This is a genomic window from Sphingomonas sp. TREG-RG-20F-R18-01 (genome assembly GCF_022662475.1).
Taxonomy (GTDB): domain Bacteria; phylum Pseudomonadota; class Alphaproteobacteria; order Sphingomonadales; family Sphingomonadaceae; genus Sphingomonas.
On the sequence record NZ_JAKNQQ010000002.1, the window covers coordinates 378,537 to 392,782 of the forward strand.

14 protein-coding genes are annotated in these 14,246 nt (G+C 66.7%); 3 read left to right on the plus strand and 11 right to left on the minus strand.

Annotation, left to right across the window (positions count from 1 at the left end; translation table 11 throughout):
• Nucleotides 1–171 precede the first annotated feature (171 nt).
• Nucleotides 172–1,215 carry a putative sulfate exporter family transporter gene (locus tag L8K25_RS07290; RefSeq protein WP_242138731.1) on the plus strand — a complete coding sequence of 348 codons (1,044 nt, stop codon included), beginning with the start codon at nucleotides 172–174 and terminating at the stop codon, nucleotides 1,213–1,215.
• 144 nt (nucleotides 1,216–1,359) lie between these two features.
• On the opposite strand, the gene L8K25_RS07295 is transcribed toward L8K25_RS07290, so the two are convergent.
• Both L8K25_RS07295 and L8K25_RS07300 read right to left on the minus strand, forming a co-directional pair.
• Complete coding sequence (locus L8K25_RS07295; RefSeq protein ID WP_242138230.1) at nucleotides 1,360–2,376, minus strand: LacI family DNA-binding transcriptional regulator; 1,017 nt, start codon at nucleotides 2,374–2,376, stop codon at nucleotides 1,360–1,362.
• Nucleotides 2,377–2,446: 70 nt separating this feature from the next.
• Nucleotides 2,447–4,072 carry an alkaline phosphatase D family protein gene (locus tag L8K25_RS07300; RefSeq protein WP_242138231.1) on the minus strand — a complete coding sequence of 542 codons (1,626 nt, stop codon included), beginning with the start codon at nucleotides 4,070–4,072 and terminating at the stop codon, nucleotides 2,447–2,449.
• Between the two features lie 73 nt (nucleotides 4,073–4,145).
• On the opposite strand from L8K25_RS07300, the gene L8K25_RS07305 reads away from it, so the two are divergent.
• Entirely contained in the window at nucleotides 4,146–5,672 is a 1,527-nt protein-coding gene (locus L8K25_RS07305; RefSeq protein WP_242138232.1) for a DUF2029 domain-containing protein, read from the plus strand.
• Here L8K25_RS07305 and L8K25_RS07310 read toward each other — a convergent pair.
• Genes L8K25_RS07310 through L8K25_RS07320 form a run of 3 tightly spaced genes read right to left on the minus strand, consistent with a single transcriptional unit; the run spans nucleotide 5,659 to nucleotide 8,361 of the window.
• Entirely contained in the window at nucleotides 5,659–6,849 is a 1,191-nt protein-coding gene (locus L8K25_RS07310; protein WP_242138233.1) for a glycosyltransferase, read from the minus strand. The genes L8K25_RS07305 and L8K25_RS07310 overlap by 14 nt on opposite strands.
• Before the next feature lie 4 nt (nucleotides 6,850–6,853).
• Entirely contained in the window at nucleotides 6,854–7,384 is a 531-nt protein-coding gene (locus tag L8K25_RS07315; protein ID WP_242138234.1) for a DUF2141 domain-containing protein, read from the minus strand.
• Between the two features lie 2 nt (nucleotides 7,385–7,386).
• Complete coding sequence (locus L8K25_RS07320) at nucleotides 7,387–8,361, minus strand: hypothetical protein (protein ID WP_242138235.1); 975 nt, start codon at nucleotides 8,359–8,361, stop codon at nucleotides 7,387–7,389.
• Between the two features lie 184 nt (nucleotides 8,362–8,545).
• On the opposite strand from L8K25_RS07320, the gene L8K25_RS07325 reads away from it, so the two are divergent.
• Nucleotides 8,546–9,661, plus strand: a complete 1,116-nt coding sequence (locus tag L8K25_RS07325) for a glycosyltransferase (protein WP_242138236.1) — start codon at nucleotides 8,546–8,548, stop codon at nucleotides 9,659–9,661.
• On the opposite strand, the gene maiA is transcribed toward L8K25_RS07325, so the two are convergent.
• From maiA to pyrE, 6 genes are all read right to left on the minus strand, one after another.
• Nucleotides 9,633–10,283 carry a maleylacetoacetate isomerase gene (maiA, locus tag L8K25_RS07330; protein WP_242138237.1) on the minus strand — a complete coding sequence of 217 codons (651 nt, stop codon included), beginning with the start codon at nucleotides 10,281–10,283 and terminating at the stop codon, nucleotides 9,633–9,635. The two genes, L8K25_RS07325 and maiA, sit on opposite strands and share 29 nt — an antisense overlap.
• Complete coding sequence (locus L8K25_RS07335) at nucleotides 10,280–11,344, minus strand: AI-2E family transporter (protein WP_242138238.1); 1,065 nt, start codon at nucleotides 11,342–11,344, stop codon at nucleotides 10,280–10,282. The genes maiA and L8K25_RS07335 overlap by 4 nt, the downstream gene beginning before the upstream one ends.
• Nucleotides 11,344–12,270: a signal peptidase I gene (gene lepB / locus L8K25_RS07340; protein ID WP_242138239.1), complete on the minus strand. Its 927-nt coding sequence runs from the start codon at nucleotides 12,268–12,270 to the stop codon at nucleotides 11,344–11,346. The genes L8K25_RS07335 and lepB overlap by 1 nt, the downstream gene beginning before the upstream one ends.
• On the minus strand, nucleotides 12,267–12,677 hold the full coding sequence (acpS, locus tag L8K25_RS07345; RefSeq protein WP_242138240.1) for a holo-ACP synthase: 411 nt from the start codon (nucleotides 12,675–12,677) through the stop codon (nucleotides 12,267–12,269). The genes lepB and acpS overlap by 4 nt, the downstream gene beginning before the upstream one ends.
• Nucleotides 12,678–12,801: 124 nt before the next feature.
• On the minus strand, nucleotides 12,802–13,530 hold the full coding sequence (locus L8K25_RS07350) for a pyridoxine 5'-phosphate synthase (RefSeq protein WP_242138241.1): 729 nt from the start codon (nucleotides 13,528–13,530) through the stop codon (nucleotides 12,802–12,804).
• The gene (gene pyrE / locus L8K25_RS07355; protein WP_242138242.1) at nucleotides 13,527–14,108 is read right to left on the minus strand and encodes an orotate phosphoribosyltransferase; all 582 of its coding nucleotides are present in this window, start codon (nucleotides 14,106–14,108) and stop codon (nucleotides 13,527–13,529) included. The genes L8K25_RS07350 and pyrE overlap by 4 nt, the downstream gene beginning before the upstream one ends.
• Nucleotides 14,109–14,246 lie beyond the last annotated feature (138 nt).

Below are 14,246 nucleotides of genomic sequence, written 5' to 3' on the forward strand. Positions count from 1 at the left end.
TTCGGCTAGACTCGAACGCACTCCGTCGCCCGGTCTTGTCCCCGGGTCTGCCGCGCTCCAAGACATGAAGGTGCGGTGTGCGGCACGGTGAACCCCGGGACAAGCCCGGGGTGACGCAAAAAGGGTCGGTGAAGCGCGATGGCATCCAGGCAACCGAACCGTCCGCTGCCGATGGCGGCCGATCTCTACGGCGACCTGTATGGCGACGTCTCCGCAACGCCCAAACGCGACTGGCGCGGGTATGCGCCGGGGCTGGTGGTGGTCGTGATGGGGACGCTCGCCGCGGGGTTCCTGTCGGACCATTACGGCGTGCCGCTGACGCTGATGGCATTGCTGATCGGGCTGGCGCTCAATTTTCTCAGCGCAGATTCGCGGCTGACGCCGGGGCTGGCGTTTGCGTCGCGCTCGCTATTGCGGTCGGGGATCGTGCTGGTCGGTGTGCGGATCACCTTCGGGCAGATCGTCGCGCTCGGGCCGGTCGCGTTGCTGTGCGTGGTGGCGATCGTCGCGCTGACGATGGCGGCGGGGGTGTTCGCGGCGCGGCGGTTCGGGTTCGATACCGCGTTCGGGTTGCTTGCGGGCGGGTCGGTCGCAATCTGCGGCGCGTCCGCCGCGATGGCGCTGGCGACGACGCTGGGGGAGAAACGCACGACGCAGGCGCAGCTGACGCTGGTGCTGGTCGGCATCTCGGCGATGAGCGCGTCGGCGATGATGCTGTATCCGTTGGTCGCACATGCGCTCCATATGAGCGATCTCAAGGCCGGGTTCCTGCTCGGCGCTTCGATCCACGACGTCGCGCAGGCGCTTGGCGCGGGCTATTCCTATTCGGACGGTGCGGGCGGAATCGCCGCGATCGTCAAGCTGACGCGCGTGGCGTTGCTTGCGCCGGTGCTGGCGGTAGTCGCGGTGGGGCTCGCGCGGTTCGATCCGACCGGCGGGGCGGGCAAGGCCAAGGGGCCGGGCGTGCCGTGGTTCGTGGTCGGGTTCTTCGTGCTGGCAGGCATCAATTCGTTCGGGGTGATCCCGCCAATCGTCGCGACCGGCGCGGAGAAAGCGGCGGCGGCGATGCTCGCGGCGGCGGTGACCGCGACCGCGATCCGCTCGCCGCTCGCGCAATTGCTCGAGGCGGGGCCAAAGCCGTTGCTCGTGATCCTGATCGCGACGGTAGCGGCGTTTGCGTTCGCGCTTGCGGCGGCGGTGTTCCTGATCGGGTGAGTCACCCCTGATCCATAGCGCCGTCATGCTGAACTCGTTTCAGCATCCACTTTCCGCCTGGCCCGTCAGCCCGTGTGGCGCGGTGGACCCTGAAACGAGTTCAGGGTGACGGCACGGGTATGGGGCGACCGAAGTGGTGACGGTTCAGCGCGGGCCCGCCACGACCCCGGTCGATTCCCGCACCACCAGCTCGAACGGCAATTCGCGCTGTTCCGCCGGCACCTCCGCATCGACCGGCGCCAGCAGCAAGTCCGCCGCCTGATACGCCATCTGCCGGGTCGGTTGGCGAATCGTGGTGAGTGGCGGCCAGACGAAGCCCGCCATCTCGGTATCGTCGAACCCCGCGACCGACAGCTGTTCGGGCACCTTCAGCCCGCGCCGATGCGCCGTCGTCAGCGCGCCCGCCGCCATGTCGTCGCTCGAGGCGAAGATCGCGGTCGGCGGCTTCGCCAGATCGAGCAGCACCGCCGCCGCGATCGAGCCCGACGCAAAGTCGTAGCTTCCTTCGCACACCAGATCGGGATCGAACGCGATGTCCGCCGCGCCGAGCGCCCGGACATAGCCACGCAACCGCTGTGCGCTGGTCGCATAGCTCGGATGCCCTGCGATGAACCCGATCCGGTGGTGGCCGAGGGTCAGCAGGTGGGTGGTCATCACCGCTGCCGCCGCTTCATTGTCGATGAAGGTTGCGGGGCCCAGCTCGAGCCCGCTGCCTGGCGAAACCCGCACGAACCGAACGCCGCGTCGCGCGAGCAGGTCTAGCACGTCGGGATTGTCCGAGACCGGCGGGGTGAGGATCAGCCCGTCGACATGCGTCGCGTCGACCAGGCTCTCGAGTTCGTCGAGCAGGGTCGTCGCGTTGCGATCATAAGGCTGCGCGATCATCCGCACTCCGTCGAGCACGCACCGGTCGCGGATTCCCGACTGCATCTCATAGACGTAATACGGGCTCGGGTTATCGCAGATCAGCGCGATCTGGAAACTCCGCCGCCCGGCGAGCGAACGTGCCGCCATGCTCGGGCGGAACTTGAGCTCGGCCACCGCGGCCTGCACGCGCGCGCGGGTTTCCGCGCCGACATAGCGCTCGTTGTTGAGTACCCGCGAGACGGTCTTGATCGACACGCCCGATACCCGCGACACGTCCTTGATCGTTACGCGCAATTCGTGTGCCCCCCGCGGCCATCTCCGGGCCTGGTCCGGGTTTGCCGCAGCGGGGGCACGACGGCAACCGTCACGCCATGATATTGCGCCCGCGGGATACGGTAGCCGTGTGCCCGACGCGTCCGGCGGCGGACTTGGCCTTGATCGTGTCGACCATGATCCAGGCGTTGCTGACCGTCGCGGGCGTCAGCGTCATCGCCATGTAGCCACGCCGGCTGGTGTCGCACCATTTCAGCTCGGGGTTGGTCCTGATCAACGCGGCTGCGATGGTCCTGGGATCGGTCTTGCTTGCCGTTTCATAGCCCGGCGACGTGACCGAATGCCCGGCGAACTCGACGCCGGCGGGCTTGCCGTCCTGCCCGAGGTCATAAGCCCAGGCATTGTGGCTGTCACCCGACAGCACGACGAGGTTCGCGCCCAGACCTTGCGCCTTGCGGAGGAAGCGTGCGCGCGCGGCGGGATAGCCGCCCCAATTGTCGTAGTTGAACGGCAACCCGACCTTCGCCGCGGCGACGCCAGCGAGCAGATAACCGCGCGCGCGTTCCGGGGAATCGGGCGAAAGCCAGCTCATCGCTTCCGCCGGCATCACCGTCTGTCCCATGATCGTTCCGAAGCCGACGACCTGCCAGCGTTGCCCCTGACGGACCGATTGCGCCATCGCATGCGCGAGCCAGCTTTCCTGTTGCGATCCCATCATCGTCACGGCTGGGTCCATCCACAGGCCATCGCGGAACGCCTTCAGCGCGCTGGTCGGGTCGGTCGCCGCGAACAACGGGGCGACGTCGGGCTGCTTGGTGCGCGCGAGCAGCCGTGTCTCGGTGCGGAACAGCGTGGCGAGGGTGCCGATTTCATAGGCTTTCCACGGCTCGTCCGAGACGGGCATCCATTCGCGATATGCCTGGATCGACGCGGCCCGGCGCGCATTCCAGTCGCCTTCGTTCGGCTGATGGTTCTGCGCGCCGCCCTCCCAACTGTCGTTCGAGGATTCATGGTCGTCCCACTGGACGATCATCGGGTGCTTTGCGTGGAGCGCCATCAGGTCGGGATCGCTGCGATAACTGCCATAGCGCAGCCGGTAATCCGCCAGATGGAACAGCTCGGTCGACGGAAGCGGCACGCGCCCGGCCACCTGATCCTTTGCCGCCGGATAATCGCCGGTCTCATATTCGTAAAAATAGTCGCCCAGATGAATCGCCAGATCGATATCGTCGCGCGCGGCAGCGTGCGCATAGGCGTTGAAATAGCCGTACGGCATGTTCGAGCACGAAAAGGTGACGGTGCGGAAGCGGTCGACCGGGCCGACCGGCAGCGTCTTGGTCATCCCGACGGGGGAAAAGCTGCCATCGGGCGCCACGAACCGATAGTGATAGCGCGTGTCGGGCTTGAGCGTGTCGACCGTGATCTTCGCGGTAAAGTCGCGCCACACCCCGGTGATCTGGGATCCGCCCGCGACGATGCGTGCAAAGTCGGGCGTTTCGGAGATTTCGACGCGGAGTTCAGCCGTATCGCCGGTCGTCGGGACGTAGCGCGTCCACAGCAGCATCGTATCACTACCGGGTTCGCCGCTGGCGACCGAATGGGTAAAGCCGCGCGCCTGCGTCACATTCGGGGTCTGCGCGAAGCCGGGAACGGCAAAGGCCCCCAGACCGAGCGATCCGGTCAACAGGAGCGAGCGGCGGTCGATCTGGACGGTCATCTTGGGGCTCCTACTGATACCGTGTTTCTTCTGCCGTGCGGATATGGCGTGTTCGTGACAGGACCGAAACTGCATGCTAGGCGCCGGCACGATGGAGCCAACCGTTCCCGGGCGTATCGGTCTGCCGCTTCGGCTTCTGGCCACGGTATTCGTGCTGTTCGCGCTGCTCGCGCTGCTGCGACCGATCGATCACGACGAAAGCCAATATGTCGCCGCCGCGGTGCTGAGCGCGCACGGCTATCTGCCGTATCGCGACTATGCCTATCTGCAGACCCCGCTCCAGCCGCTGTTGTTTGCGCCGCTGGCGGCGATTGCCGGGACCTTGGCGTGGCCGGCGCTGCGGCTGGTGAACGTGCTGCTCGGCGCGATCCTGGTCGGATGCGTCTGGCGAGCCGCGCGCGAAGCCGGGGTGGCGGCGCGAGTCGCGTTGGCGGCGGCGGGGTTGTTCGCGACCTGCGACTGCTTCCTGTTCAGCGTTGCGACCGCGCGCAACGATGCCTTGCCTGCTGCGCTGCTGGGTGGTGCGCTGGTGCTGATCGTCCGCGTCGCGACCGGGCGCGGCCGGTGGGGCGGCGCGCTGCTGATCGGGGTGTTGCTCGCGGCGGCGGCGGCGGCGAAGATCTCCTATGCGCTGCCCGCAGCCGGCTATGGCGCCTATGCGCTGTTCGATCGCCGCCATCGGCCACTAGCGGTGTTGGCGGGGGTGTTGCCGGTGCTGCTACTGGTGGCGTGGACCTGGGCGCAGGCCCCTGCGGGCTTCGTGTTCGGCGCGGTGCAGTTTCCGGCGCGCGCGCCTGCCGAATACTATCTGGCGACGCCGTGGAAATTGACATGGCTCGCCAAAGCGATCGACCTGCTGAAGTTTCTGGCGCTCGGACCGGGGCTGGTTGCGCTGATCGTAATGGCGCGCCGGGGATGGCGTCGGTTGCCGGTCGTCACCGTCGTGACGCTGGCCGGAGTGGCGGCGGCGATGCTGCCGTTCCCGACGTGGCGGCAATATCTGCTGCCGGTCCTCCCGCCGCTGTTCCTCCTGCTTGCGGTGGCGTGGCAGGAGCGGCCGCCGGTGCAGTGGGTGCGGATCGTGACGGCGGTGTTCGTGGCTGCGGGGCTTGCGCCGACGGTTGCCGGGCTGATCGCCGGTGGGGGTGGCGGAACCGGGCGGTTGCCGCTGCTGGCTGCGTTGCGCGACGGGTGTGCGGTGCGGAATGCACTCGATCGGGCAGAGGTGACGGGGCCGGTTGCGACGCTGTCCCCGCAGTTTCTGGCTGCGACCGGGCGGTTACCGGACCGGCGTTTTGCGACGGGGCCATTCTATTTCCGGAGCCATGCGCTGGTCGCGCCGGGGGCGGAAGCGGGGTTGCATCTCGTCTCGGGGGATCGGTTGGATGTCTTGGCAAGGCCTCTAGCAAGCGCTTCTCCGGCGAAGGTAGGCGGGCGCAGTACGCTGCCGCCCGCCGCGATCCTCCTCGGCGGCGAGGCCAAATGGAGCAGCGGAAACCCCGATCTCGACAGGCGGCTCGAACGTTGGGCGATCGCGCATCGCTATCGCGCGGTACAAGTCGCGTCCCCGCGCTTCCGGCTCTACGTCAGGCGACCCTGAGCAGTCGTCCGCTGCGCTTCGCGTCCACCAGCCCCTGGTAATAGTCCATGAGCTCGATCGTATGTTCGCGGTCGCTGCGAACCTTGGTCGCCGCGACCAGCGCCGCACGGCGCAGCACCCGCTGGTCGCGTGCGAACAGCCGGTGGATCGCGCTCGCGGCACTCTGCGCATCGCGCGCGGTGTAGAATTCGGACGACAGCGGGTCTGCCACCTCGGCACATCCGCCGGTATCCGGCACGATCAGCGGCAATCCGCCCGCCATCGCCTCGGATGCAACGAGCCCGAACGGCTCCGCCTCCGACCCGTGGATCAGCGCGTCGCAACTCGCGACGATCCTTGCGAGCCGCTCGCGGTCATAGACCGGGCGGAACATGCGGATGTGCGGCGAGCCGGCGATCCGTGCCTCTATCTTCGCGCTTTCGACCCCGGCGCCGAGCAGCATCAGCCCGACCGGCAGGTCCGCACCCGCGCGCTCGACCGCGTCGATCACCAAGCGCCAGCGCTTCTCGGGATGATGCCGCCCCAGCCCCAGCAGGAGATGCCCGGTCGGCGGCAGGTCGCACTGCGCGAGCAATGCCGTGCGCAACCGGTCGTCGCGCAGGTCGGGCGAAAAGTGCCCGCGCTCGATCCCGAGCGGCATCGATGCGTCGATCCGAACGCCGCGGTTCTTCAACCGCTTCTCGAGTGCGGGGCCGTTGGTGACGACCGTGTCGAAATGCGTGAGGAAACTGTCCATGTAGCGGCTGTACCAGTTGAACGCACGCTCGATCCGGTCCTGCGGGGCAAGCCCTTCGAACCAGCGCAGCGCATAGGCCGCCATATTGTCGTTGTGCATGAAGAACGCCTTGACTGCGTCCCCCTGCCATTTGCCCACGACCCAGGGCAGGCGCCACGGGGATGACGTCTCGACCACGTCGGGCTGGAGCTGGTCGAGCAGGCGAAGGACTGGCGCGCCGTCCCAGAAGATGCCGTAATTGGCGTCAAGCGGCAGATGGCCGGTCTGCACCGTGATCACACGGCCGCCGCCGGGGCGTTCCTCGATGCTGGGTTCGCGCCCCGGCGCAATGACGATCAGTTCATGCCCGAGATCGGACATAATCCCCATCTTGCGATCGATATACGTGCGCACCCCGCCGCCGGTCGGGGAGTAGAATTCGTTGACGTCGACGATCCGCATGCGATCAACCGCCTTGAATTGGACCAAAACCACCGAGCCCGCGAAGATATTGCGCGCGGATTTCGACCGAGACAACACCTTCCGGGACGACGATCCGGCCTTGCGTCACTTTGGGCCGCGCGCGACCGAGTTTGGTGTTGCTGGGGAATCCGGCACCGTCGGACCAGAAATTGAACTTGTTGCGGCCGTCGCGATTGTGCGTGAACAGCAGGGCGTAGGGCCCCGGGGACGGCACCCGGATGCACAGCACGACCGGACCGCTCGCCGGGGTGGGGACCCGTACCCGGCGGAAGAACTTGCCTTCCTTGATCAGGTCGCGGTCGTCCTTAAGGAAGTCGGCCGCGTTCGCGGGATATAGTTCGAGCTTGAGTTCGCCGGTCCGATCCTTCAGCCCGTCGACCGTGACGCGGATCGCCGGGCCGCCGCTGGTGCAGGCAGCGCTGTCGCTGCCGATCGGCGACTGCACCGCGCGCGCCGGGCCAGCCGCCAGCATCGCCGCTGCCAGCCCCGTCGTCATCACCAGCTTGCGCACCATCGTCACGACTTCCTAATCAGATCGACCAGCCCGAATATCGCGACCAGCACCACGTGGACCAGCAACGGCAGGGCCGCCGTCACTGCAATCAACACGGACAGTTGCGCGTCCTGGCCGATCAATAGGGTGGCGAAGGTGGCAAAAAGAAGGTCCTTGTTCGGCACAAGTGGCAGCCGTCCCACAATCATCCGAGCGGCGGACAGAAGCAGCCACATGCCGACCGGCACGATCGGCAGGCCGTAATGCCAGGCAAAGGCGGTCAGCACCGAGCCTGCGATCAGCCGCAGGCAATGCACGCCGAAGATCCACCACAGCGTCCGCCGTGGCAACGAGAATACACGCTTCGAAAAGATCAGGAACGGCAGCGACATGGCGAACACGGCGACGACCGACCAAGTTGCCGTATGCAGTTCCGATTCGGTCATCAGCCCGACGCCAAGCGGCAGTGCGAGCGCAATGATCGCCAGGGTCACCATGTTGCCCGCGATCGCCGACAGGATGCTGACATCCTTCACCGCGCCGAACGGCGCCGCGACCATCGACGAGCGTTGCCGCGCCCAGGCGTAGAAATAGGCTTCGCCCGAATAGTTCAGCACGTCGTTGGCGATGCGTTTCTTGGCGAGCGCGATATAGCCGGCGGCGGGGATGCCCCACAGCCGCCGGAAAATCACGAAGTCGCCGGTCACCGGTGCAATGTAGACCAACGCAAAGAACACGTAGAACAATGGGTTGCTGGGCATGGCCGACCATAGATTGTCGACTCCCATCGCCCGCAGTTTCATGCCCAGCCACACGATCATGATCAGGGTCGCGGCGGCGCCGAGATAGGATGGCCAGCGTCGACGCCGACGGGCCATCGGCTCCAGCCCGGCAAGATCGGGGGTGCCTGCAATCCCTGGCAGCGGTGGCAAGGGGAGGTGTGCGGTCGGGGCATCCGTCGCAGCGCCGATCCCCGGCCCGGTCGTCAATTTGTTCACGTGGCGAAGGTGTCCGCTTGTACGCCGATCAGGGTGATCGAATGCCGCGCCTTACCCCGAACCGGGCCGCGCGGCAAATCGCGTGCGTACGGTCGGTCGGATCGTTCCACTCCCCGCAAATTGAAGGGTATTCCGGAACGGCCGAGAAACATTTGCGACACAGCGGGGTTACAAACACCCAATCATGCTGAATCCTCGTCCCCCCGCCGCGCACATTCTCGCCTTTGCCCAGACCCTCGACGGTGGCGGCGTGGAAAAGGCGTTGTTGCGTCTCGCCGGGGGGTGGGCGGAACTCGGGCGACGCGTGACGCTGGTGATCGGCGACGTTGCCGGACCGCTTTCGCGCGATCTTCCCGACGGCGTGGACGTACGGACGGTGGGGACGACGTCCATGGTCGGCATGCGCGCGATCGCGGCGTTGACCGAGTCGATCGATCCCGACGTGCTGTTCTGCCCGGGAAATCATTACACCGCGCTCGCGGCCTGGACGCGGCTTCGCCTCGGAACGCGGTGTCCGCCGATCGTCGCCAAGATTTCGAACGCGCTCGACCGCCGCGACCATAACGCACCGGTCGCTGCGGCCTATCGCACCTGGCTCAAATGGCATCCCAGCTTCGTCGACCGGCTGGTGGCGATGAGTCCGGCAATGGCGGACGAAGCCTGTACGATGATGGGCGCTCGGCGCGATGCGATCAGCGTGATCCCGAACCCGGTCCCGCGGCCGCTGGTCGCAACGGCACCGTCGGTCGTCCCTCGGGGACGGTTCCTGCTGGGCGTCGGCCGGCTGGCGCCGCAAAAGCGTTGGGACCGTTTGATCGATGCCTTTGCCGATATCGACGACCGCGACGTATCGCTGATGATCCTGGGCGAAGGGGCCGAGCGCGCAACGATCGAGTCGCGCATCGCCGCGCGCGGGCTCGGGCAGCGTGTCTTGCTGCCAGGCCATGTCGACGATCCCACGCCGGCGATCGCCCGCGCGACGGCGCTTGCGCTGGTCAGTGATTTCGAGGGCGTCCCCGGCGTGCTGCGCGAGTCGCTCGCGGTGGGAACGCCGGTGGTGGCAACTGACTCCAGCGTCGCGGTACGCGAGATCGTCACCAGTCCGGCGGTCGGCAGCGTGGTCGTGCCCGGCGACGCGGCGGGGCTGGTCGCCGCGCTTGAACATTGGCTGGAGCCCGGTCGCTCGCGGCCACAGCCAGTACCCCAGCCGGGCGAGAATGCCGCCGCGGCCTATCTCGATCTGTTCGACCACGCCGTTCTGGAGCGACGCTTCAGGCGGGGTTTGCAGCGCGCGGCTTGACCTGATCGGGGTGTGCCGCGGCGATCTCGGCGATCGTGGCTGCCGCGGCATCGGCAGCGACCAACCGGGGAAAGCGATCGAGCGCCACATCGAACCGCCGGGCATTGTACAGTTGCGGCACGAGGCAGGCGTCTGCCAGATTGGGCCGCTCGCCCCCGAGCAGCGGCCCGGCAGTCTCCGCCGCCATCTCCTCCAAGGCGCTCAACCCCGTCTCGACCCAATGGACGTACCAGGCCCGGCGGGCCGCTTCGTCCGCGCCGAATTGTTCGGTCAGTCGATTCAGGACGCGCAGATTGTCGATCGGATGGAGATCGGCGACGACCGACAGCGCCTGCGCCAGCACCCGTGACCGCGAGATCGGGTCACGCGGCAGCATCGGGACGGCGGGACAGGTTGCGTCGAGATAATCGATGATGGCGAGACTCTGCGTCAGCACCGCGGTGCCGACATCCAGCGCAGGGACCAGTCCCTGGGGATTGCGCGCGAGATACGCCGGCGCGCGCTGCGCGCCCTGGGTTAGGTCGACCGCGACGCTGTCATACGCAACGCCCTTGAGGTTCAGCACGATCCTGACGCGATACGCCGCCGACGAGCGCCAGTAATCGTACAGGACCGGAGTCATGCGGTCTCTGCTTCGCCTTCCGCTTCCGAACTTCGTTCGAGCGCGACCTTGATCATCGCGGTCATCGGGTCGGCAAGCGTCAGCCCGAGCAGGCCGAACAACGTTCCCGCCAGGATCTGCGACGACAGCGTCAGGGCGGGCGGCAGGTCGACCGTCTTTTTGGCGACCATCGGGATGACGACATAGCCGTCGACCGCCTGGATGAAGACATAGATGCCGATCGCCCAGAAGCCGGTCTGCGTCCCGGCACTGAACCCCACCGCGACCATCAGAACGCCGCTGGTAATGGCGCCGATGTTCGGAATGAAGGCCAGCAGCCCGGTGATGATGCCCAGCACCAGCGCCATCGGCACGCCGGCGAATGCCAGCGCAACCCCGGTCATCGCGCCCTCCAGCGCCATGCCAAACAGACGCCCGGCAAGCAGGCGGCGCATCGTGGTTGCCATCTGGTCGATCGTGCCAGCGAAACGCGGGCGCATTTCGGTCGGGATCATCCATTCGAGCCCACGCCCGTACAGCCGTGGTTCCATCGCGACGAACAGGCCGATCACCAATACCATCACCAGGCTGGCCATCGCGCCGAAGAACGTCCCGAGATAGCTGGTCAGCTTACCGAACGAACCGAGCGCCTGCTGCAGCATGCCGTTGATATCGGCCTGTTGCGGCATGATGCCCTTGCTCGACGCCCAGCCCGCAAGACGGGTGGCCTGCGCGATCAGCGTCTGCTGGAGCTGCGCGAACTGCGCGGTGACCTGGACGCCGGTCAGCCACACCAGCCCCACAAGGAACACTACGGTCAGCAACACGACGATCATCAGCCGCCACGACCGCCCGATCGGCAGCACGCGGCCGAGCAAACGAACGCCCCCGTCGAGCATCGCGGCGAAGACCAGCCCGCCGAAGATGATCAGCAGCGGATGAATCACCAACACGAGCAGCGCGATGGCGCCCGCCAGCCCGAGCCACACCGTCGCCCGGGTCAGTTCCTTCCGAACGAACGGGTCGCGCAGCTCGTTGGGGGCAGGTTCACTAACCAGTTCTACGCTTTGGGACTCACTCATCAATTACGGCTCGCATGCAGGGAGGTGCCAGCGCGTCCACCACGGAACGACTGACCCCAGGTCAAGGGATTCCAGGAACCAAGCCCGGTCTTCGAAAAAGTAATGAATTCCGCGCGGCCGCCAAGATATTCCCACGGCACTGGACCGCCAAGACCCTGTTCGGAAAGCGGAAAACGGCTGTCGGCGCTACGATCGCGATTGTCGCCCATCAGGAAGACATGGTTGGCGGGAATGGTCACTGCGGGATAATTGTCACCGGGATAGCTGCCGAGGTCGACCGTGTCGTAATGGCGGCCATTGGGGAGCGTCTCTGTAACGAGCGGCAGCCGGCAGAAGCTTTTGCCGTTGGGCGCGGTCTGTAGCGCATTGTCATATTGCGTCGGATCGCAAGTCACGCCGGATTCGGGCGAGGGCAAGGGCGCATTGCCGTAATTGGGAATATCGACGTAATGGATGGGCCCGCGCTTCACGGGGACCCCGTTAAGAATGACGGTGCCGTCGCGCACTTCCAGCCGATCGCCGGGTAGGCCGATCAGCCGCTTGATATAGTCCGTCTTCGTTCCAGGCGGCGTCACGATCACGACGTCGCCGCGCTCAGGCAGGTGGCCGAGCAGGCGGCCGGGGAAGAAGGGCAAGAGGTGGAAGGTCGGCGAGACGAACGACCATCCGTAGGGGAACTTGCTGACCACCAGCTGGTCGCCGACGAGCAGACCGGGTAGCATCGATTCCGACGGAATGTAGAACGGCTTGGCGATGAAGCTGTGGAAGCCGAGGACGGCGAGGATGAGCCAGAAGATGCCGCGCAATTCCGATGCCCAGTCGGTGCCCGGCTTCTTGCTCTGCTTCCCGCCGGTCGTGGTGCGGGCATCGTTGGCGCCTGCGCGCGGCTTGGGGTCGTCTGCGCTCAGGGCCAGCTCCTCGTTCATGTCTCGTCCCTCGGAACCGCTTCGATGATCACAAACGCTTGCGCCCAGGGATGATCGTCGGTCATCGTCAAATGTAGTCGCGCGACGTGGCCGTCAGTGGTCAACGCGTCAAGCCTTGCCTTTGCGCCGCCCTGCAGGTGCAGGGTCGGCGCGCCGGAAGGTGCGTTGACGACGCCAATATCCTTCATGAACACCCCGCGCTTGAACCCGGTTCCGACCGCCTTGGAAAAGGCTTCCTTGGCAGCGAAGCGCTTGGCGAGCGTGCCGGCCTTGGTGAACGGTCGGGCGGCACCCTTTGCCCGTTCGACGTCGGTAAAGACGCGCTGTTCGAAGCGCTCGCCGAAGCGGTCGAGCGATGCCTGGATGCGCTCGATGTTGCACAGGTCCGAGCCAAGACCGATGATCATGCTGCTCCCTCTCCCCGCTTGCGGGGAGAGGGCTGGGGAGAGGGGCAGTCCGGCCGCGCTGCGCTCGTTGCAGCCCATCTCCCCGACCCTCTCCTTGGGAGGAAGAGGGAGAATGTGGCGCGCTTCACCGCGCCGAATCCATTGCGGAACGCATCGCGCGGACCGCGTCGTCCAGCCCCACGAAAATCGCATCCGCGATCAGGCTGTGCCCGATGTTGAGCTCGCGAATCTGCGGGATTGCGGCGATCGGCGCGACATTGGCAAGCGTGAGACCATGGCCGGCATGGACCTCGATCCCGTTCTTGACGGCGAGCGCGGCGGCATCGGCGATGCGACGGAGTTCGTCTGCCTGCGCCGCGCCTTCCAGCTCGCAATAGCGCCCGGTGTGGAGTTCCACGACCGGCGCGCCGAGCCGGAGTGCCGCGTCGATCTGCGCCGCGCTCGGTTCGACGAACAGCGAGACGCGGATCCCGGCGGCACCCAGCTGTGCTACCAGCGGCTGGAGCATCGCGAACTGTCCCGCCGCGTCGAGTCCGCCCTCGGTGGTGCGTTCCTCGCGTTTTTCGGGGACGATGCACGCTGCGTGCGGACGGTGCCGCAACGCGATGTCGAGCATCTCCGCGGTCGCCGCCATCTCGAGATTGAGCGGTATCGTCAATTCGGACGAGAGCCGCGCAATATCGTCGTCGGTGATGTGCCGGCGGTCCTCGCGCAGGTGTGCGGTGATCCCGTCCGCACCCGATTCGGCGGCCAGCAGTGCGGCCCGGACCGGATCGGGATAGCCCGAGCCGCGCGCGTTGCGCACGGTCGCGACGTGATCGATGTTGACCCCCAGACGCAGCGCCCCGGTCATGCCGCACGGCTGCCGGGCTTGATCGCGGGGATCGCGGCGAGTTCGGGCGGAAGCGCGTCGGCGCTGTAGGTCGGCACGTCGAGCCGGATCAGCGGGAAGAAGGGCACGCCGAGATCGGCGGTGCCGTTCGACCGATCGACCAGCGCGCCCGCCGCGACCGTCTCGCCGCCCGCCCGCGCGATCGCGGCGATCGCCTCGCGCGACGACAGGCCGGTGGTGACGACGTCTTCCATCATCAGTACCCTGGTGCCCGGTTCGAGCCGGAAGCCACGGCGAAGCTCGAACGTGCCGTCGGGACGTTCGAGGAACATCGCGGGGACGCCGAGCGCGCGGCCCATCTCGTGACCGGCGATCACGCCCCCCATCGCGGGCGACACGACCGCCGCGATCGTGCTGCGGACATGCTCCGGGATCCGGGCCGCCAGCGCTTCCGCCAGCCGTGCGCCGCGCGCCGGATCCATCAGCACGCGCGCGCATTGCAGGTAGCGGGAAGATCGCAGGCCGGACGACAGGATGAAGTGTCCTTCCAGCAACGCCTCGGCGGCACGGAATTCGGCCAGAACATCGTCTTCGGTCATTGCTTGCGGTCCAGTGATTGCGGCGGCCTGATTACGGGGCAGTGCCGCCTGACGCAACGATATGCCCGTAAAAAGCGTGGCGCGGCAAAAACGCGTTCCATAAAAACGGCCTGCGCGACTTGAGGCATCGGCATAGTC